The sequence below is a fragment of the Micromonospora sp. NPDC049201 genome (genome assembly GCF_055586805.1).
Map to the genome: position 1 here is coordinate 508,343 of NZ_JBVJHM010000004.1, position 19,403 is coordinate 527,745.

At 75.2% G+C, this 19,403-nt stretch carries 13 protein-coding genes; 9 read left to right on the forward strand and 4 right to left on the reverse strand.

The window, feature by feature from the left end; all coding sequences use genetic code 11:
* The first annotated feature begins 6 nt into the window (after positions 1-6).
* From ACZ6O5_RS12360 to ilvA, 3 genes are read left to right on the forward strand one after another with little or no spacing between them, the layout of a single operon-like run.
* Complete coding sequence (locus ACZ6O5_RS12360; RefSeq protein WP_465976606.1) at positions 7-1,419, forward strand: amidase; 1,413 nt, start codon at positions 7-9, stop codon at positions 1,417-1,419.
* A 51-nt stretch (positions 1,420-1,470) separates the two neighbouring features.
* Entirely contained in the window at positions 1,471-2,430 is a 960-nt protein-coding gene (locus ACZ6O5_RS12365; protein WP_465976608.1) for a DUF4328 domain-containing protein, read from the forward strand.
* The gene (ilvA, locus tag ACZ6O5_RS12370) at positions 2,427-3,647 is read left to right on the forward strand and encodes a threonine ammonia-lyase (protein ID WP_281944119.1); all 1,221 of its coding nucleotides are present in this window, start codon (positions 2,427-2,429) and stop codon (positions 3,645-3,647) included. The genes ACZ6O5_RS12365 and ilvA overlap by 4 nt, the downstream gene beginning before the upstream one ends.
* Positions 3,648-3,772: 125 nt before the next feature.
* Here ilvA and greA read toward each other — a convergent pair whose 3' ends face one another.
* Complete coding sequence (gene greA, locus ACZ6O5_RS12375; protein ID WP_405092471.1) at positions 3,773-4,273, reverse strand: transcription elongation factor GreA; 501 nt, start codon at positions 4,271-4,273, stop codon at positions 3,773-3,775.
* 148 nt (positions 4,274-4,421) lie between these two features.
* Positions 4,422-4,853 carry a DUF4307 domain-containing protein gene (locus tag ACZ6O5_RS12380; RefSeq protein WP_396777201.1) on the reverse strand — a complete coding sequence of 144 codons (432 nt, stop codon included), beginning with the start codon at positions 4,851-4,853 and terminating at the stop codon, positions 4,422-4,424.
* A 243-nt stretch (positions 4,854-5,096) separates the two neighbouring features.
* Here ACZ6O5_RS12380 and mca point away from each other — a divergent pair, with 243 nt between their 5' ends.
* From mca to ACZ6O5_RS12395, 3 genes are all read left to right on the forward strand, one after another.
* Positions 5,097-5,978, forward strand: coding sequence for a mycothiol conjugate amidase Mca (gene mca, locus ACZ6O5_RS12385; RefSeq protein WP_465976611.1), 882 nt, complete (start codon positions 5,097-5,099; stop codon positions 5,976-5,978).
* Positions 5,979-6,026: 48 nt separating this feature from the next.
* On the forward strand, positions 6,027-6,311 hold the full coding sequence (locus ACZ6O5_RS12390; RefSeq protein WP_405092474.1) for a hypothetical protein: 285 nt from the start codon (positions 6,027-6,029) through the stop codon (positions 6,309-6,311).
* Positions 6,312-6,533: 222 nt separating this feature from the next.
* Positions 6,534-9,023: a putative bifunctional diguanylate cyclase/phosphodiesterase gene (locus tag ACZ6O5_RS12395; RefSeq protein ID WP_465976727.1), complete on the forward strand. Its 2,490-nt coding sequence runs from the start codon at positions 6,534-6,536 to the stop codon at positions 9,021-9,023.
* 101 nt (positions 9,024-9,124) lie between these two features.
* Here ACZ6O5_RS12395 and ACZ6O5_RS12400 read toward each other — a convergent pair whose 3' ends face one another.
* On the reverse strand, positions 9,125-10,159 hold the full coding sequence (locus ACZ6O5_RS12400) for a phosphatidylinositol-specific phospholipase C domain-containing protein (RefSeq protein ID WP_465976613.1): 1,035 nt from the start codon (positions 10,157-10,159) through the stop codon (positions 9,125-9,127).
* Positions 10,160-10,352: 193 nt separating this feature from the next.
* Between ACZ6O5_RS12400 and ACZ6O5_RS12405 the strand changes: the two genes are divergently transcribed.
* The 3 genes from ACZ6O5_RS12405 to purE all read left to right on the forward strand — a co-directional run bounded on the left by ACZ6O5_RS12405 (position 10,353) and on the right by purE (position 14,102).
* Positions 10,353-12,389 (forward strand): thioredoxin domain-containing protein, encoded by a 2,037-nt coding sequence (locus ACZ6O5_RS12405; protein WP_465976615.1) that lies wholly within the window; start codon positions 10,353-10,355, stop codon positions 12,387-12,389.
* A gap of 64 nt (positions 12,390-12,453) precedes the next feature.
* Positions 12,454-13,614 carry a 5-(carboxyamino)imidazole ribonucleotide synthase gene (locus ACZ6O5_RS12410; RefSeq protein ID WP_465976617.1) on the forward strand — a complete coding sequence of 387 codons (1,161 nt, stop codon included), beginning with the start codon at positions 12,454-12,456 and terminating at the stop codon, positions 13,612-13,614.
* On the forward strand, positions 13,611-14,102 hold the full coding sequence (gene purE, locus ACZ6O5_RS12415) for a 5-(carboxyamino)imidazole ribonucleotide mutase (RefSeq protein ID WP_281944104.1): 492 nt from the start codon (positions 13,611-13,613) through the stop codon (positions 14,100-14,102). The genes ACZ6O5_RS12410 and purE overlap by 4 nt, the downstream gene beginning before the upstream one ends.
* A gap of 310 nt (positions 14,103-14,412) precedes the next feature.
* Here the strand turns inward: purE and ACZ6O5_RS12420 are convergent, their stop codons facing one another.
* A complete protein-coding gene (locus ACZ6O5_RS12420; protein WP_465976619.1) occupies positions 14,413-19,326 on the reverse strand; it encodes an SCO7613 C-terminal domain-containing membrane protein in 4,914 nt (1,637 codons plus the stop codon).
* Positions 19,327-19,403: the final 77 nt, after the last annotated feature.

Here is a 19,403-nt window from a genome sequence, read left to right on the forward strand (position 1 = left end):
GGGAGGGTGGCAGTGCCGGACATCTTGCCGACGACCTGGGTCGGGGCGACCGCGAAGCAGATCGCCCGCGCGGTACGCCGCGGCGACGTCTCCGCCACCCAGGTGGTGGCCGACCACCTCGACCACGTGTCACGGGTCGACGCCGAACTGGCCGCGTTCCGCACGGTCCGTGGCGGCGAGGCGATCACCGAGGCGGAGAAGGTCGACGAGCAGGAGGAACTGGCCGACCTGCCGCTGGCCGGGGTGCCGGTGGCGGTCAAGGAGAACACGCCGGTGGCCGGCCTGCCCACCTGGAACGGGTCGGCCGCGATGCGTACCCCGGTGGCGGAGGCCGACCACGAGGTGGTCCGGCGGCTGCGCGGCGCGGGCGCGGTGATCCTCGGGGTGACCCGGATGCCGGAACTCGGCCTCTGGGCCCTCACCGACGACGACACCGGTGTGACCCGCAACCCCTGGGACCGGACGCGTACCCCCGGCGGCTCCTCCGGCGGCGCCGCCGCCGCGGTGGCCGCCGGGTTGGTGCCGATGGCGCACGGCAACGACGGCCTCGGCTCGATCCGCATCCCGGCGGCCTGCTGCGGTCTGGTCGGGCTCAAGCCCGGCCGGGGCGTGGTGCCCTGCCAGCTCGGCGCGGACGACTGGTTCGGTCTCACCGAGCACGGCATGCTGACCGGGACGGTGGCGGACGCGGTGGTCGGCTTCTCGGTGCTGGCCGGCCGCCGGCCGGACAAGCTGGTCCCGCCGCCGCGGCTGCGGGTGGGCGTCTCGCTGCGCTCCCCGGTCCGGGGCGTCTCGCCGGACGCGCCGAACCGGGACGCGGTGGCCGCCGCCGGCCGGCTGCTGGCCGCTGCCGGGCACGACACCGTCCCGGCCGACCCGGTCTACCCGACCCGGCTGGGCCTCCAGGGCATCGCCACCTGGTTCGCGGCGGCCGCCGCCGACGTGCGGGCCGCCGGGGTGGCGCCGCGCCAGCTCCAGCGGCGCAGCCGCCGGCACGTCGCGCTCGGCGAGTGGGCGCAGCGCCGGGGGTACGTCAGGGAGGCCGACCGGGCCGCCTGGCGCGAACGGTCGGTGCACTTCTTCGACGACCAGTCGGTCGACCTGCTGCTCACCCCGGCGCTGGCCGGGCCGCCGCCGGAGGCCTCCGGCTGGTCCGGCCGCTCCTGGCTGGCGAACATGTCGACGAACATCCGGTACGCCCCGTACGCCGCGCCGTGGAACATCGCCGGCCTGCCGTCGATCGTGGTGCCGGTCGGGCGTCGCCCGGACGGGCTGCCGGTCGGGGTGCAGTTCGTCGGCCCGCCCGGCTCCGAACTGCTGCTGCTCGGGGTGGCCGGCCAGTTCGAGATGCAGGCGCCGTGGCAACGGCACGCCCCCGGCTATCCCCGCGTCGGAACGGGGTCACCGGCCGTCGCATGATCGTCTAATGTGTGCGCGTCCCTGTCGCGCGCACTCCCTCGGACGGTCCCGATGCACTGCCAGACCTGCGGGGACGCCACCTCGCCCGCCTTCGACGAGTGCCAGCGCTGCGGCACCCGCCACGGCCAGCCCCCGGTCCTGCCCGGCGTGCCCACGTACCCGGTCCGGGGCCTGGGGACGGCCGTCTGTGTCGCGGTCGGCGCGACCGCCGCACTGTTCACGCTCTCCGCGCTCTTCCCGCTGCTCGGCGTCCGCCTGGCCCGCTCGGCCGCCGAGCAGCTCGACCGGGACGTGCTGCTCGGCGCGGTGTTCGCCGAGGTCCTGCTCACCCTGCCGTTCATCCTGGCCGTGCTGGTGGCCGCCACACTGGTGGTGATCTGGACGTGGCGGGTGCGCAAGAACCTGGACGCCTTCTCCGGCGCCGCGCCGACGCAGAGCCCCGCCTGGGCGATCGCCGGCTGGCTGGTGCCGTTCGCCAACTTCGTCGTGCCGGCCCGGGTGGTGGCCGAGGTGGCGCGGTTCAGCCTGTGGCGCCGCCGCACGCCGTGGCTGGTGCCGCTCTGGTGGGCGGCCTGGCTGGTCTTCTCCATCGGGGAGCGGGTGGTGGCGCAGTTGGAGGAGCAGCGGTACGAACGGCTCACCGAGTGGCCGCGCAGCGAGGCCGAGTTCGCCACGTACGTCACGTTCTACCGGGAGGCGCTCGCGCCCCGCCTGGTGCCGGTGCTCGCCTGCCTGGTCGCCGCGATCTCTTTCGTCGTGCTGGTTCGCCGGATCTCCGCCGCCCAGCAGGACCGGATCGCGCGGACCCGACCCGCGTTCCCGGGCTGGCCCGGTCACCCCGGCTGGCCGGGGCATTCCGGCTGGTCAGGGCAGTCCGGTCAGGTCGGCCGGCCCGGCTGGCCGGCGGCCGGGGCGGCCGGCCCCGCACCTGTCGTGGGGCCCGCGCCCGGTGCGCCCGAGGCGACGTCGCCGCAGCTTCCGCCCGGTGCGGGTGGCACGATCGGGGCATGACGGAACTGGTCGGTCTCGCCGACGTACAGGCCGCGCGGGAGCTGCTCGCCGGCGTCACCCGGACCACCCCGCTGGAGCCGTTCCGGCCGCTCAGCGCCGCGTTCGGTGGGCCGGTCATGCTCAAGTGCGAGAACATGCAGCGCGCCGGGTCGTACAAGGTACGCGGCGCGTACGTGCGGATCTCCCGGCTCTCGGCGCAGGACCGGGCCCGGGGCGTGGTGGCGGCCAGCGCCGGCAACCACGCCCAAGGCGTGGCGCTCGCCGCCGGCCTGCTCGGCGCGGAGGCCACCGTCTTCATGCCGGTGAACGCGCCGCTGCCGAAGGTCTCCGCGACCAAGGGGTACGGCGCCCGCATCGAACTGGTCGGCACCACGGTCGACGAGGCGCTGGTCGCGGCGCAGACGTTCGCGGAGCGGACCGGCGCGGTGTTCATCCACCCGTTCGACCATCCGGACGTCATCGCCGGTCAGGGCACGGTGGCGTTGGAGATCCTCGAACAGTGCCCGGACGTGCGCACCATCGTGACCGGGGTGGGTGGCGGCGGCCTCGTCTCCGGGATCGCGGTGGTGGCCAAGGCGCTGCGCCCGGACATCCGGGTGATCGGGGTGCAGGCGGCGAGCGCCGCCGCCTTCCCGCCCTCGCTGCGGGCCGGCGAGCCGGTGCGGCTGCCCGCCTTCTCGACGATCGCCGACGGCATCGCCGTGGGGCGTCCCGGCGAACTGACGTTCACCCACGTCCAGCGGTTGGTCGACGACGTGGTCACGGTCTCCGAGGAGGACATCTCGCGGGCGTTGCTGACGCTGATGGAGCGCGGCAAGCAGGTGGTGGAGCCGGCCGGTGCGGTCGGCGTGGCGGCGCTGCTGGCGGCCGTCGTGGAGGTGGAGTCGCCGGTGGTGGCGGTGCTCTCCGGCGGCAACATCGACCCGTTGCTGATGCTCCGGATGATCGAACACGGGCTGGCGGCGACCGGGCGTTTCCTGCGCATCACGGTGCGCTGCACGGACCGGCCCGGGCAGCTCGCCTCGCTGCTCGGCGAGATCGCCGGGCACCGGGCCAACGTGGTGGACGTGGTGCACCAGCGGGCGAACCCGCACCTGCGGCTCGGGGAGGTGGAGGTGGCGCTCTCGGTGGAGACCCGCGGGGTGACGCACTCGGACAAGCTGATCAGCGCGTTGCGGGCCAGCGGCTACCAGGTGGATCTGGTCGGCGCCGTGTGAGATCGCGAACGCCCCGGCCGGATGATCCGGTCGGGGCGTTCGAGTGGTGTGGCTCGGGTCCGAGGAAGCCTGTCAGCCTCGGTCGGGTCGGACCCGAGCCGGCCGGCGCGGGTCCGCCAGCGGGATCAGCCGGTGTACGGCTCGAAGGACACCACGGTCACCTTGATGTCGGCGCCGCTCGGCGCCGTGTAGGTGCAGGTCTGGCCGGCCTTGCCGCCGAGGATCGCCTTACCGAGCGCGGACTCGGGGCTGTAGACGGTCAGCTCGGTGGTGGAGGCGATCTCGCGGGAGCCGAGCAGGAAGGTCTCGGTGTCGTCGGCGTCGTCGTCGAAGTAGATCGTCACGACCATGCCGGGCGACACCGCGTCGGCATCCGGCGCCCCACCGACCTTGGCGGTGCGGAGCAGCTCCTTGAGGTAGAGGATGCGTCCCTCGGCCTTGCCCTGCTCCTCGCGGGCGGCGTGGTAGCCACCGTTCTCCCGCAGGTCGCCCTCCTCGCGCCGGGCGTTGATCTCGGCGGCGATGACCGGCCGGTTGGCGATCAGCTCGTCGAGCTCGCCCTGCAGGCGGTCGTACGCGTCCTGGGACAGCCAGGTGGCGGGCGCCTCGTTTCCGTTGGTGGACACAGGCGATCTCCTCGATTGGTGCGGACTGGCTGACAGGTGAACTACCAAGCTACCAGTGCCGTGCCCGTCCGGGTGCGCTCGATCACCCGGGGTGCCGGCCGCGGGACCCACCCGGGTGCGAGGTCCGGCGGCTCGCCGGCGCTCCGGCTCAGGCCGGTCGGCAGCGCAACACCTCACCGATGAACGGCCGGGCGCTGGTCGGCACCTCCTGGCTGGCCCGGACGTGCCGCTGGCCGGGCCCGGCGGTCACCGTGGCCTCCACGTGGCCCACCTCGGCGCCGTCGTGCGAGCGGGCCCGCAGCAGGCAGGTGGCCGCGCCGCCCGGCGGCACGGTGACCCGGAAGTCGACCACCACCCGGGAGTCGGTGATCCCGGTGTAACTGATCATCTCGCCCCGGTACTCCGGGTCGCCGTACTGGGTGTAGAGCTTCGCGGCACCCAACCCGAGCACGGCCAGCACGACCGCCACGGTCAGCGCGAGCAGAAGCGGCCGGCGGCGACCCGGCTCCCGGCGGCGGCCGTAGCGGCCGGGCGGGAAGACCGGCGTACCCGGTACGACTGTGGCGTGCGTCTCGCTCACCGGCGGGTATCTCCTGGCGTTGTTGTCGGCGGCATCGGCAAGAATGGCAGGGTCCATCTTCCCAGCCCGGCGCTGAGCCAAGGATGGCAGGTCGGCCCCGACCGGCCCGAGTGGTCCCGGCCACTCCGACGGGTGCCGGCCGGCCAGCACGGGGGCTTTCGCGGGCGCGGGGGGAGATTCCGGCAGGTCAGCCGGTCGGCCCGGGGTGGGTCGGCCGGTGGGCACAGACGAGGAGCGCCCAAGGTGGCAGAGCAACTGCGTCTCATGGCGGTGCACGCCCATCCCGACGACGAGTCGAGCAAGGGCGCCGCCACCATGGCGAAATACGTCGCCGAGGGGGTGGAGGTGCTGGTCGTCACGTGCACCGGCGGCGAGCGGGGCAGCGTGCTGAACCCCAAGATGGACCGGCCGGACGTGTGGGCCAACATCGGCGACATCCGCCGGGCCGAGATGGACGCCGCCCGCGCGATCCTCGGCGTCGAGCAGGCGTGGCTCGGCTTCGTCGACTCCGGGCTGCCCGAGGGCGACCCGTTGCCGCCGCTGCCGGAGGGCTGCTTCGCCCTCCAGGAGGTGGAGGCCGCCGCCGCGCCACTGGTGCGGCTGATGCGGCAGTTCCGCCCGCACGTGGTCACCACGTACGACGAGGAGGGCGGCTACCCGCACCCGGACCACATCATGACCCACAAGGTCACCGTGGCCGCGTTCGAGGCGGCCGGTGACCCGGAGCGCCACCCGGAGCTGGGCGAGCCGTGGCAGCCGCTCAAGCTCTACTATGACGTGGGCTTCTCCCGCGCCAAGATCATGAGCCTGCACGAGGCGATCCTCGCCGTCGGCCGCGAGTCGCCGTACGGGGAGTGGATGAAGCGCTGGGAGGACCGCCCCGACAAGGGCGACCGGATCACCACCCGGGTCGACTGCGCCGCCTACTTCCCGGTCCGCGACGACGCGCTGCGCGCCCACGCCACCCAGATCGACCCGGACGGGTTCTGGTTCCAGGTGCCGATGGACCTCCAGCAGCGCGCCTGGCCCACGGAGGACTTCCAACTCGCCCGTTCGCTGGTGGACAGCCCGCTCCCCGAGTCCGACCTCTTCGCCGGCGTGCGCGAGACGTGCCGTGCCCACTGACGGCGGCGCGGGCTACCCTGGTCGTCAGCCGCACATCGGAGGAACACCATGCTGACCACCGCCCAGGTGCTCGCGGAGAACAACTTCGGTGACACCCGCACGGGTGGTCTGGCCGGTCCGATGGGCCTCTTCCTCATCGTCGCGCTGGGCACCGTCACCGTCCTGCTGATCCGCAACATGAACGCCCGGCTGCGCCGGCTGCCGGACCGGTTCCCGCACCAGGGCGAGCCGGGGCGGGTCGACGCGGCGGTCGTCGATCCGACAGAGGGGACTGTCGAGCAGGATTCACCGACGAATACTCCCAACGGCTCCCAGCAGCGCCGCAACAGCTGAACACCACGTGAATCACGCCCAAGTCGGTCGTCGACCCCTGTTGCGACCACCGGCTTTGGCTTAGCCTTCCGCCGGGGGGACCGTCAGGCCCCGGACCCTGCGCGGAAGGGGGGCGTCGATGTCGAGGACAGCCACGGGCCCCAACCGTGCCCCGATCCCGGGCCCTCCCGGGGCGGGGCCGTGACCTCCGAACCGGCCGACCGTCCCCCCGACCGGCTCGGCCTGCGCGGCACCCCGTTGAGCGTCGTGCTGCTGACCGCCGCGGTCGCGGTCACCGCGCTGCTGGCCGCGGTGCTCGGTCTCGCCGTACCGGCGCACCTGCCGGTCGACGACCCGCTGCCCGGGCCGGCGCGGTTCGGCCTCGCCGCGGTCACGTTCGCCGTCGCCCAACTCGCCCGCCTGCGCTTCCGCACCGCGGCCGGCATGGTCAGCATCACCTGGGGCGAGGCCGCGCTCGTGGTCTGCCTCTGGCTGGTGCCCGCCGGCTGGCTCCCGGGCGCGGCGCTGCTCGGCGCCGGCGCCGCCTGGACCACCATGTCGCTGGTCGCCGACCGCCGCCCGGTGCTGGAACTGGTCCGCATCGCCGGCTCGCTCACCGCCGCCACGGCGCTGGCCGGGGCCGTCGCGAGCGCGCTCGGCCGGCCGCTGCTCGCCGCGCCGACCCCCGAGCTGGCCCTGGCGCTGGGCGCCGGCGCGGTCACCTACCTGCTCACCACCGCCTGGCTGGGCGCTGCCACGATCGCCCTGCGGCACGGCATCCCGATCGGGCCGCCGCTGCTGGCCGCGCTCCGCGGCAAGCTGCCCATGTTCGTCGGCAACGTCGCGGTCGGCCTGGTGGTGGTCGCGCTGCTCGAACTCGACGCACGCTGGCTGCTGCTCCTGCCGCCCCCGCTGTGGCTGCTGCAACAGACCTATCGGCACCGGCTCCGGGCCGACCAGGAACGGCGGACCTGGCGGGCGTTCGCCGAGGCCACCGCCGCGCTGAACCAGCTCGACGAACGCGGCGTCGCGAGCGCCGCGGTGACCGGCGCGCTCACCCTGTTCGGGGCCGAGCTGGTCGAGGTGGACGTGGCGCGCGGGGAGGGGCACTGGCGCCGCTACCGGGCCGACCTCGGCGGTCAGGTGCGGGACGTCGAGGTGGACCCGACCGCGGAAGCCGACACCGGCGAGCACGAGCTGGTCCGGCGGCTCGCCGTCGGCACCGTCGAGGTGGGCCGGCTGCGGGTGCGTTTCGCCCGGTCCGCCCCGCCCAGCCCCGCCGAACGTGACGGGGTGGCCGCGTTCTCCGACGCCCTGGCCGCCGCGCTGCACGACGCCGCGACCCACCGCGAGCTGCGGCTGGTCACCGCCCGGTCGTCGTACGAGGCGGTGCACGACCAGCTCACCGGGCTGCTCAACCGGGCGGCGCTGCTGGCCCGGGGCGACCAGGCGCTGCGGCAGCGCCCGCACGACCACCCGGTGGCCCTGCTCCTGCTGGACGTGAACCAGTTCAAGGAGGTCAACGACACGCTGGGGCACGCCGCCGGCGACGAGCTGCTGCGGCTGACCGCCAACCGGCTGGCCGCGCTGACCCGGCCCGGCGACCTGCTCGGGCGGCTCGGCGGCGACGAGTTCGCGCTGCTGCTGACCTCCGTCCCGGTGATCGACGACCGGACGGCCCCGCTGACGTACGCGCTGCGTCAGGCCCGGGAGGTCGCCGAGCGGCTCGCCGCCCCGACCGAGGTGGCCGGCGTGCGGATGTCGGTCGAGGTGGCGGTCGGCGTGGTGGCGGCCGACGCGGGCGCCGCCGACCTGACCGAGCTGCTGCGGCGTGCCGACATCGCGATGTACCAGGCCAAGGAGGGCGGCGGCAGCGTCGCCGCGTACGACAGCTCGCGGGACGCGGCGAGCACCGACCACCTGGCGCTGCTCGCGGAGCTGCGCGAGGCGCTGGCCGCCGACGACCAGTTGGTGCTCGCGTTGCAGCCGGCGGTCGACCTGGCCACCGGCGCGCCGACCGGGGTGGAGGCGTTGATCCGGTGGCGGCATCCGCGCCGGGGCTGGCTGGGACCGTCCGACTTCATCCGGCCGGTGGAGAACAGCGAGCAGCTCGGCAGCTTCACCCGCTACGTACTGGACAAGGCGCTGGCGGTGGCCGCCGGGTGGGCGCGTGAAGGGCTGGACGTCCCGATCTCGGTGAACCTGTCGGCGCGCAGCCTGCTCGACCCGCGGTTGCCCACCGAGATCGAGGAGGCGCTGCGCCGGCACCAGGTTCCGCCGCGCCGGCTGGTCCTGGAGATCACCGAGACGGTGGTGATGAGCGAGCTGGAGGTCATCGACGAGGTGCTGGCCACGCTCCGGGCGATGGGCGTGCAGCTCGCCGTGGACGACTTCGGCACCGGCTTCTCGTCGTTGACGTTCCTGACCCGGATCGCGGTCGACGAGTTGAAGGTGGACCGCTCCTTCGTGATCCGGATGGCCGACTCGCCGGAGGCGGCGGCGATCGTGCGTACCACCGTCGGGCTCGCCCACGAGCTGGGCCTGCGGGTGGTGGCCGAGGGCGTGGAGACCGCCGAGCAGCGCACCGCGCTGGCGGAGCTGGGCTGCACCGCCGCCCAGGGCTACCACTTCTTCAAGCCGATGCCGGCGGACAAGATCGGTGCGGTGCTCGGCTCGCTGCGCGACACCGCCCGCGGCAACGTCTTCCCCCTACGCGCCGACGGCGCCTCCTAACCCCCCACCCCCCACTGCCGCAGATTCACGGAAAGCGTGGCCATCCGAGCCCGGACAGCCACGCTTTCCGTGAAACAGGGGCGTCGCTCAGGGGTGGGCGGTCAGCCTCGGGGGAGGACGTCGTCGAGGACGGTGGGGAGACTGGACCAGTCGGCGGAGGCGATGGTGGCGTGCGCCCGGGCGAGCTGGGCGACCCGGGCCGCCGCCGCGTCGGCGTCACCGGCGCCGACGGCCGGCGGGACGTTCTGCGCGTCGGTCATCACCAGCAGGTAGTGGTTCGTGTCGTACCAGGCGGTGTCGATGCCGCCGGTGACGTACGCCGAGGCGTCGCCGTCGAAGACGACGAACCACTGGCGCAGGGCCGGGTCCGCGTACCGGGCGCGGGGGTCGCCGGCCTGGGCGCGGTGCACGGCCGGGAACGCGCGGGCGGTGTCAAGCGTGCCGGCCGCCGCCAGGCCGGCCAGGTGGCGCGCGTACTCCACGTCGGTCCAGAGCGTGTCGGTCGGGTTGCCCTCCTCGACGGTGCCGGGGATCAGTTCCACGATCACCTTGCCGGCGAGCTGCCCCCGGGTGGGCCAGGCGTCGGCGCGGGCGGCGGCGTCCAGTCCGGGGTGGCCGCCGAGCAGGTCGGCGGGGCGGAACACCCGGTCGCCGAGGCGGGCGGCGAGCACCGCGTCGAGCTGGGCCGGCCCCTGCCCGGTACGGCTGCTGAAGCCGGTCTTGAGTTCCAGCTTGAGGATCACCGGGCCGGCGTCGGGGTGGGCGCCCAGCCAGAGCCGGATGTCGTCCAGGCAGTGTTCCAGGTTCTTGTTCCGGGTGCCGGTGTAGAGCTGGGCCGCGCTGGTGGCGGCCACGCAGTTGTTGTCGCTGCCGAGCGGGTTGCTGTGGCTGACCCGCCACTGCCGGGTGAGCACGTCCGGCCAGACGTCCAGTTCGATCAGCCCGGGTCGGGCGTCGAGCGCCTGGGCCAGGTAGGTGTAGGTGCCGCGCTCGTACGTGTTGTGGATGCCGACGGCGGTGGTGGCGGACCACCGGGTCTCCGGTGGCACCGCGGCGGATGCGGCGGCGGGGGTCAGCGCGGCGCCGGTGAGGGCGGCGAGGGCGGCGAGGGCGAGCAGGACGGGGGGTCTGCGCATGGACCGTCTCCTTCGGACGTGCCGGCGGTGGGCGACGCCGGCCATGCGACCGATTCAAATAGACCAGGATGAATAACGGAAGGACGTTCCGTGGCGGGCCGTCGGGCTGCCGACATCCCGCCGGTGCGGGGCAGCGGAGGGCGGCCGGTCCACTCGCGGCGCGCGGGCACCGCGCGCTCGCTATGGTCGGATGGTGAATCGACTCGCCGAAGCCACCTCGCCCTATCTGCTCCAGCACGCCGACAACCCGGTCGACTGGTGGCCCTGGTGTGACGAGGCGTTCGCCGAGGCGAAGCGGCGTGACGTGCCGGTGCTCATCTCGGTCGGCTACGCCGCCTGCCACTGGTGCCACGTGATGGCCCACGAGTCGTTCGAGAACGAGGCCGTGGCCCGGCTCATGAACGACGACTTCGTCTGCGTCAAGGTCGACCGCGAGGAACGCCCCGACATCGACGCCGTCTACATGACCGCCACCCAGGCGATGACCGGCCAGGGCGGCTGGCCGATGACGGTCTTCGCCACCCCGGACGGCACCCCGTTCTTCTGCGGCACCTACTTCCCCCGGGCCAACTTCGTCCGGCTGCTCGGCTCGGTCGCCGCCGCCTGGCGGGACCAGCGCGAGGAGGTGCTGCGGCAGGGGGCCGCCGTGGTCGAGGCGATCGGCGGCGCCCAGGCCGTCGGCGGCGTGACCGCCCCGCTCACCGCCGAGCTGCTCGACGGCGCCGCCGCCCAGCTCGCGAAGGAGTACGACGAGACGAACGGCGGCTTCGGTGGCGCCCCGAAGTTCCCGCCGCACATGAACCTGCTCTTCCTGCTCCGGCACCACCGGCGGACCGGGTCGGCGCGCAGCCTGGAGATCGTCCGGCACACCGCCGAGGCGATGGCCTGCGGTGGCCTGAACGACCAGCTCGCCGGCGGCTTCGCCCGCTACTCGGTGGACGGCCACTGGACCGTGCCGCACTTCGAGAAGATGCTCTACGACAACGCGCTGCTGCTGCGCGTCTACACCCAGCTCTGGCGGGTCACCGGCGACCGGCTGGCCCGCCGGGTGGCCCGCGACACCGCCCGGTTCCTCGCCGACGAGCTGCACCGGGCCGGCGAGGGCTTCGCCTCGGCGCTGGACGCGGACACCGAGGGCGTCGAGGGGCTCACCTACGTCTGGACGCCGGACCAGCTCGTCGACGTGCTGGGCGAGGAGGACGGCCGGTTCGCCGCCGACCTGTTCACCGTCACCGCCGACGGCACCTTCGAGGAGGGCGCCAGCGTGCTGCGGCTGGCCCGGGACGTGGACGACGCCGATCCGGCGGTCCGGGCCCGCTGGCGGGACGTGGCGGCCCGGCTGTTGCACGCCCGCGACACCCGCCCCCAACCGGCCCGCGACGACAAGGTGGTGGCCGCCTGGAACGGCTTGGCGATCACCGCCATCGCGGAGTTCCAGCAGGTCGCCGCGCTCTACGCGGCCCCGGAGGACGAGGACGCGAATCTGATGGAGGGTGTGGTCGTCGTCGCCGACGGGGCGATGCGCGACGCCGCCGAGCACCTGGCCGCCGTACACCTGGTGGACGGCCGGCTGCGCCGGGTGTCCCGGGACGGGGTGGTGGGCGCGCCGGCCGGGGTGCTGGAGGACTACGGCTGCGTCGCGGAGGCGTTCTGCGCGCTGCACCAGCTCACCGGCGAGGGGCGGTGGCTGACGCTGGCCGGTGAGCTGCTCGACGTGGCGCTGGCCCGGTTCGCGGCGCCGGACGGCGGCTTCTACGACACCGCCGACGACGCCGAACGCCTGGTCACCCGGCCGGCCGACCCGACCGACAACGCGACCCCGTCGGGCCGGTCGGCGATCGTCGCGGCGCTGGTGGCGTACGCGGCGTTGACCGGGGAGACCCGCTACCGGGAGGCCGCCGAGGCGACCCTGTCGACCGTCGCGCCGATCGTGGACCGGCACGCCCGGTTCACCGGCTACGCCGCCACGGTGGGCGAGGCGCTGCTCTCCGGGCCGTACGAGATCGCGGTGGCGACCGACGACCCGACGGGTGACCCGCTGGTGTCCGCCGCGCACCGGCACGCCCCGCCCGGCGCGGTGGTGGTCGCCGGCGCCCCGGATCAGCCCGGCGTGCCGCTGCTGGCCGGCCGGCCCCTGGTCGACGGGCGGCCGACCGCGTACGTCTGCCGGGGGTTCGTCTGCCAGCGGCCGGTGACCTCGGTCGAGGAGCTGGTCGCCCAGCTCGGCTGAGTCCCCGGCGGCGGGCCGCCCTCACGGTCGGGCCCGCCGCCGGCCCGGTTAGGCTGGCGGCGCTATGGACTCCCGGACCGGACTCCCCGTCGTGGGCATGGTGGGTGGCGGCCAACTGGCCCGGATGACCCACCAGGCCGCCATCGCCCTCGGCCAGTCGCTGCGCGTGCTGGCACTCGCCCCGGACGACGGCGCGGCGCTCGTCGCCGCCGACGTCCAGTACGGCGACCACACCGACCTGACCGCGCTACGCACGTTCGCGAAGGGCTGCGACGTGGTCACGTTCGACCACGAGCACGTGCCGAACGATCACATCCGTGCGCTGGCCGCGGAGGGCGTCAAGCTGTTCCCGCCGGCCGAGGCGCTGGCGCACGCGCAGGACAAGCGGGTGATGCGGGAGCGGCTCGCCGAGCTGGGCGCGCCGAACCCGGCCTGGCGTCCGGTGGAGTCGCCGGCCGACCTGCTCGGGTTCGGCGAGGAGACCGGCTGGCCGGTGGTGCTCAAGGCCGCCCGGGGCGGCTACGACGGCCGGGGCGTCTGGCTGGTGGACGACGCCGACCAGGCCGCCGAGCTGGCCGCCACGCTGCTCGACGGCGGCACGCCGCTGCTGGTCGAGGAGCGGGTGGCGCTGCGTCGGGAGCTGGCCGTGCAGGTCGCCCGGTCGCCGTTCGGGCAGGTGGCCGCGTACCCGGTGGTGGAGACCGTGCAGCGCGACGGCATCTGCGTCGAGGTGCTGGCGCCCGCGCCCGACCTGCCGGAGGAGCGGGCGGTGGCCGCGCAGCAGCTCGCCATCGACCTGGCCACCGCGCTCGGCGTGGTCGGGCTGCTCGCGGTGGAGCTGTTCGACACGCCCGCCGGGCTGGTGGTCAACGAGCTGGCCATGCGTCCGCACAACTCCGGCCACTGGACGATCGAGGGCGCGCGCACCTCCCAGTTCGAGCAGCACCTGCGCGCGGTGCTGGACTACCCGATGGGGGACACCTCGCTCGCCGCGCCGGTGGTGGTGATGGCGAACGTGCTCGGCGGTGAGCCGGGCGGCATCTCGATCGACGAGCGCCTGCACCACCTGTTCGCGGCCGAGCCGGGCGCCAAGGTCCACCTCTACGGCAAGCAGGTCCGACCGGGCCGCAAGATCGGGCACGTCACGGTGCTGGGCACGGACCTGGTCGACGTGCGGGCCCGGGCCGCCCGCGCGGCGCGGTGGCTTCAGGAGGGAACAGCATGAGTACGGTCGGGCTGATCATGGGCAGCGACTCGGACTGGCCGACCATGCGGGCCGCCGCCGAGGCGCTCGACGAGTTCGGCGTGCCGCACGAGGTCGGTGTGGTCTCCGCGCACCGCACCCCGCTCAAGATGATCGAGTACGGTCGGTCCGCCGCCGGCCGGGGCATCCGGGTGATCATCGCGGGCGCGGGTGGGGCCGCCCACCTGCCCGGCATGGTCGCCTCGGTCACCCCGCTGCCGGTGATCGGCGTGCCGGTGCCGTTGAAGTACCTGGACGGGATGGACTCGCTGCTGTCCATCGTGCAGATGCCGGCCGGCGTGCCGGTCGCCACGGTGTCGATCGGCAACGCCCGCAACGCCGGGCTGCTCGCGGTCCGCATCCTGGGTGCCGCCGACCCGGCGTTGCGCGACCGGATGGCCGCCTACCAGGCGAGCCTGGAGGACCTGGTCGCCGAGAAGGAGGCGGCGCTCCGCGCCTCGCTGGCCTGACCACTTCCACAGGTCACTCACTCTGCGTGTTGGCGGCCTGCGGTCACCGAGTGTGGTCGACGGTGTCGGAGTGGTGGCTGCCCTTCGCCCCCTTTGCTCTGCAGCCATCGACGCAGCACTGCATCGACCTGCGGTGCCCGTTTCGCGCTCGCCATGTGGTTCGAGGATGCCTGGTTGCGCAGGGTGACTGCTGCGCCCGTGGCTGCACAGCAAAGGGGTCTAGCGGTGGTCGGGCCGGCGGCCGGTTCGGTGCGGAGGGTGACCGCCGTCGGTGACCGGCCGGTGGGTCAGGCGGGACGAGCGGACCCCGTCACCGCATGCCGCGCAGCGCGGTCTGTAGACGCTCCTGGGCGCGGCGGCGCCGTTCGTTGCTGGCCCCGAGCACCAGCAGCACGATGCCGACCGGGATCAGCACCAACCACGGGCCGAGACTGAACAACGCGTGCACCGCGGCGACGGCGGTCACCGTCGCGCCCACGATCACCGGCGCCTGCTGCCGGCTCATCGAGCCGAAGATCAGCACCGCCACGGCCCCGAGCAGCAGCAACACCTGACGCAGCATGCTGGAGTCGGTGGCCACCACGATCGCCAGCGTGGGCAGGAACGCGGTCACCAGCGCCGGCCCGTACGGCACCCAGCTCGACATGTCCGGCCGGTGCCGCAGTTGCAGCACGCCGACCAGCAGGGCCAACGCGGCGAACGGAAGGGTGTACGCCTCCGGAAGCGCCACGTCGGCCACCCACATCAGGATCCACCATGCGGTGATCTCGCAGGCCACCACCGCCCAGAACAGCAGGTTCCGCTCGAACGGGCGACGCCCCGGCCGGCTGGCCGCCACCCCGAGCACCGCACCCCAGGCGGCCAGCAACGCGGCGATGTGCCGGGGCGAGTCGAACGCCAGGGCCAGCGCGATGAGCGCCGCAGCGTACCCGCTCCACTCGACGGTGGCCGCCTCCCGGTACGCCTCGGGCCGGCGCAGCCGGGGCAGCGTGGCGGCGAACACCTGCAACGCCGCGCCCACCGCCAGCACGCCGAACGCCGACCACACCGCGGCGAGCCCGGCCACCAACCCCAGCGTGAGCACGAAGAGCTGCGCCATCAGCGAGGCGAACAGCCAGCCGAGGATGCGGGCCCGTTGGGTGGTGCCGAAGAACGCGGCGACCGCGCCCACCCCGACCGCGCTCCCCAACGTGATCAGGGTGAGGTCGCGGGTGGCGAGCGCGCCGGCCAGCCCGGCGCCACCGGCGGCCAGCCCGATGGCGAAGACCAGCACCCGGGCGACCCGGATCGAGCGACCCGGCTCGGCCAACGCCGGCGGCGGGGTCAGCGCCAACCCCAGCATCGAGATGGTGAACACCACCAGCCCCGCCTCCGCGGTCACCGGCCACCCCTGGCCGAGCGCCACCGGCGCGATCAGCAGCGTGAGGGCCGCCCCGGGCAGGATCACCGGCACCGCCCGGGAGCGGCGACCGCCGCTGAACCCGGTCGCGGCCAGCGCCGCGGTCGCGGTGAGCAGCAGCGCGGTGAGCACGTGGGTCGGGTCCACCGCGTCCGGCGGCGGGGTGAGCAGCTCCGGGGGCGGCCCCTGCCACACCCGGCCCAGCACCACGAACGTCGAGAACAGCGCCACCACCAGCGTGGGCGCCAGCGTGACGAGCGCCAGCGCGGTGGGCAGCGCCGCCGCGGCCAACGCGCCGGCCGCCGGGCTGACCCGCCACCGGAGCTCGGTGGGGCGGTCCGGGTCCCGGCGCAGCGCCCCGTTCAGCAGCACCGACCACCGGCGTACCGGCCGGGCCGAGCCGACCGGCGGGACGGTGGCCGCCCGGATCAGCTCGGCGAGCACACCGAGCAGCGCGGCGGCGGCGGCGAACACCCCGGCGGGTAGCTGGACGACGAGGGCGGTGGCCGCCGTGACGGTGCCCGCTCCCACCACGGCCACGCTGGCGTACGGCAGGTACTGCGGCACCTGCCGGCGGACCGCCGCGACCACCGCCAGGCCGAGGCTGGCGGCGGCCAGGGCAGCGGTGAGCACCACCTGCGCGGGACGGCCGAACTCGACCGACAGCGCGGCCACCGCGCCGGGCAGGGCGATCAGGGCCGACCCGGCCGCCGCGCCGCCCACCTGGACCAGGTGCGGCGGCATGCCCTCGGTGCGGACGTCCTCCACCAGCGCCGGCGCGAACGACCGGGCCAGGGCCGCCACCGTCACCCCGATCAACGCGATGCTGCTCAGCGCCAACGCGGTGGTCCAGGGCCGGACCAGCCCGGCGCCGGTGGCGTGCAACGCCACCACACCGGCCACGGTGGCCCGGGACAGCGCGGCCCTCGGGTCCGTCGCGGCCACCGCCGCCATCCCGAAGACCGCGGCCACCATGGTGCCGACCAGTACCGGTGACCACCAGGGCAGGTCGAACGCGGCCGGCGCGCCCACGGTGGCGAGCACCGCGCACACGCCCGACACGTCGTACTTCCAGGGCGGTGGCAGCAGGACGGCGGCGGTCGCCGCCAGCAACGCCAGCGCGACCGGCGCCTGCCAGGTCGTCCCGCCGGTCGGCGCGGCCGGCCAGCCGCTCAGGTCACCGGCCCAGATCGGGCCGGGGGTGGCCAGCACGCCGACGCCGCCGCGCAGCGCGCTCCAGGCGGCGACGAGACCGATCAGGGTGCCGCCGGCGGCGATGCCGAGGATCGGGCCGCGCCGCCACTCCTCCGGCAGCGCCCGGGCCGCGACGGCCACCACCAGCACCAGCGCGGCGGCCACCATGAGCTGGCCGCCCGGCGCGAGCACCGCGGCGATCCGCACCAGCGTGGCGACAAGCGCCACCGTGGTGGCGGCGAGCGCCAGGTCGGAGCCGTCGAGTGACATGTCGGCGCGGCGTCGGGCGTCGATCCGGGGCGCCGCCGCCAGCAGCGCGGCGGCGATCAGCAGCAGCCCGCCCACCCAGCCGTCCGCCGAGGTGGCGCCGGGCGCGAAGAGCCCGGCGACGGCGACGGCCACCGCGCCGAGCACGGTGCCGAGTGCGTGCGGCATGCTCAGCTGCCGCTGCGCCACCTGCACCAGGGCGGCGTAGGCGAGCGTCACGCAGACGGCGAGGAAGCTCGCCGCGAGGATCGGCACGGTGATCTCGCGCAGGTTGGCCGGGGTGGGCGCCGGCGGGGTCGGCACGGTGGCGGCGACGAACGCGGCCACCGCGCCGGGCAGGGCGAACGCCGCGCCACCGGCCGCCCAGGCGCAGACCGGGTCCGTCGCGGCGGCGGCGATCCGGACCCGGGGCGCGAGCGAGACCAACGCCCCGGCCAGGAAGAGCAGGGTCAGCGCGGCCGCGGTGAGCGCGGGCCGGGCGAGCGCGGCGCCGGCGCCGGTCAGCCCCAGCCCGGCCGCGGTCACCGCGTGCACCACCGCGGCCCGTTCCGTGCCGGCGGTGAGCCCGAACACCCCGATGGCGACGGCGGTCACCAGCATCGGCCAGCAGGCCGCCGCCCAGCCCAGACCGAGCGAGGCCGGCACGGCGAGCGCGGTGAGCGCGGCACCGACCACCGCGAACTCGCGCCGGATCGAGGTGGGCAGCGCCACCACCGCGGCGACGGTGAGCAGCAGCGCGGCGGCGGCGAGCTGCCAGCCGGTCGGGCCGACCGCCCGGGCCAGCTCGGCGTGCCAGCCGCCCAGGTCGGCGGACCAGGCGGGCAGCGACGCCCGGACCGGGGCCAGCCCGGCGCGCAACGCGCCACCGGCGACCACCAGGCCGCTGACCGTCAACGCCGCCGCGGAGGCGAGCTGCGGGCCCCGGCGGGCCGTCTCCGGCATGGCCCGCACGGCGAGGCCGGTGAGCGCGATGACCGCGGCGATCAGCAGCAGGGACCGGCCGGGCAGCGCCACCGAGGCGACCCGCCCGAGCGCGCCGATGACCGCGAGCGTGAGAATGCCGGCGCCCAGGTCGGGCAGCGGCGGCCGGCGCAGCGCCAACGTGCCGGCCAGCGCCGTCAGCGCGGCGAGCAGCAGCACCGCGCCCGCGCCGGCGGCGACCGGCACGGTGGCGGCGCGCAGCAGGGCGGTGACCGCGTATGCCAGGGCGAGCGCCACCGCCGCGCCGTGCAGCAGCCAGGTCAGCTCGCGCAGCCACGGCACCGGCCGGGCCGGCGCGGCGGTGGCCGGACCGGCCGGTGGCTCGCCGCCGAGCACCTCGCCGGACTCCTCCGGCGCCGACTCGGGCCGGTCCTCGTCGGCACGCTGCCGGGACGCGGCGGGTGCCGGCGGGACGGTGCGGGGCAGGTCCGTCCGGACCGGCCGTTCGCGCACCACCGGGGAGCGCACCAGCGCCAGGTCCAGCACGGCCACCAGGGTGAGCACCAGCGCCCAGCCGGCCGGGCCGGTCACCCGCTCGTACGCCAGCAGCGGCAGCACCGGCTGGGCGGCCAGCACGGTGGCGAAACGGGGCGCGCGCAGCCCGGTGCCGTACGCGTACCCGACCGCGACCACGGTGGTGACCAGGAAGATCGCGCCGGCGAACGCGGCGCCCGAGGTGCCGCCACCGATCCGGTCCACGGCCCAGACCGCGTACCCGGCCAACGGCACCAGCAGCAGGCCGACCGCGGCGATCGTCTCGGCGGTCGAGGTGAGCCCGCGGCGGGCCAGCACCGGCGGAGCGAGCAGCATCAGCACGGTCGCGACCAGCAGCACGCCGAGCCGGGCGAGCGCGTCCATCGAGCTGGTGGCGACCGCCGCGAACACCACCGCCGCGACGCCGAGCAGCAGTGCGCCCAGCCCGAGCGGGATGTTCTGCACCTCGCGCGAGGACGCCTCCGGCGGGTGCTCCGGGTCGTCCACGTCGAGCCACTGCGGCCGGCCGCGGGGCGGCGACGGGGGAAGGTCGTCCGGTCCGGGCGGCGGGGTGCCCTGCCGGGGCACCCGGGGTGGCGCGCCGGTGGCGGCGGTGGGCGGCCGGCGTCCCGGTCGTCGCCGCAGCACCCGGCGGGGTCGGGTGGCCTGCTTGACCCGTTCCTCACCGGCGTGCGCCAGGATGTCCCGCTGGAAGAGCGCGGCCTGCATCTTGGCGGCGATCTGCCGTTGCTCACGGGCGATCTCGGCGTCCCGGGCCTTCATCTCGGCGATCGACCGCTCGATGTCGGCCAGGTGCTCGGCCCACTGCGGCTGCTCCGCGCCGCAGTGCGGACAGATGGCGGCGGGCTTGATCTCCCGCCCGCACGAGGCGCACCTGAAGCTCTCCACGACCGTCTCCCGTCCGCCTGTGCCCTCGCACTGTGGACCTCCCAGAGGCAGCATGCCCTGAGCGGGCCGGGATTTCG

Excerpts from the sequence above, each read along its gene's own strand:
- ACZ6O5_RS12365 (WP_465976608.1), top strand. The coding sequence starts at position 1,471 with ATGCACTGCCAGACCTGCGGGGACGCCACCTCGCCCGCCTTCGACGAG.
- ilvA (WP_281944119.1), top strand. The coding sequence starts at position 2,427 with ATGACGGAACTGGTCGGTCTCGCCGACGTACAGGCCGCGCGGGAGCTG.
- ACZ6O5_RS12390 (WP_405092474.1), top strand. The coding sequence starts at position 6,027 with ATGCTGACCACCGCCCAGGTGCTCGCGGAGAACAACTTCGGTGACACC.
- ACZ6O5_RS12400 (WP_465976613.1), bottom strand. The coding sequence starts at position 10,159 with ATGCGCAGACCCCCCGTCCTGCTCGCCCTCGCCGCCCTCGCCGCCCTC.
- ACZ6O5_RS12410 (WP_465976617.1), top strand. The coding sequence starts at position 12,454 with ATGGACTCCCGGACCGGACTCCCCGTCGTGGGCATGGTGGGTGGCGGC.
- purE (WP_281944104.1), top strand. The coding sequence starts at position 13,611 with ATGAGTACGGTCGGGCTGATCATGGGCAGCGACTCGGACTGGCCGACC.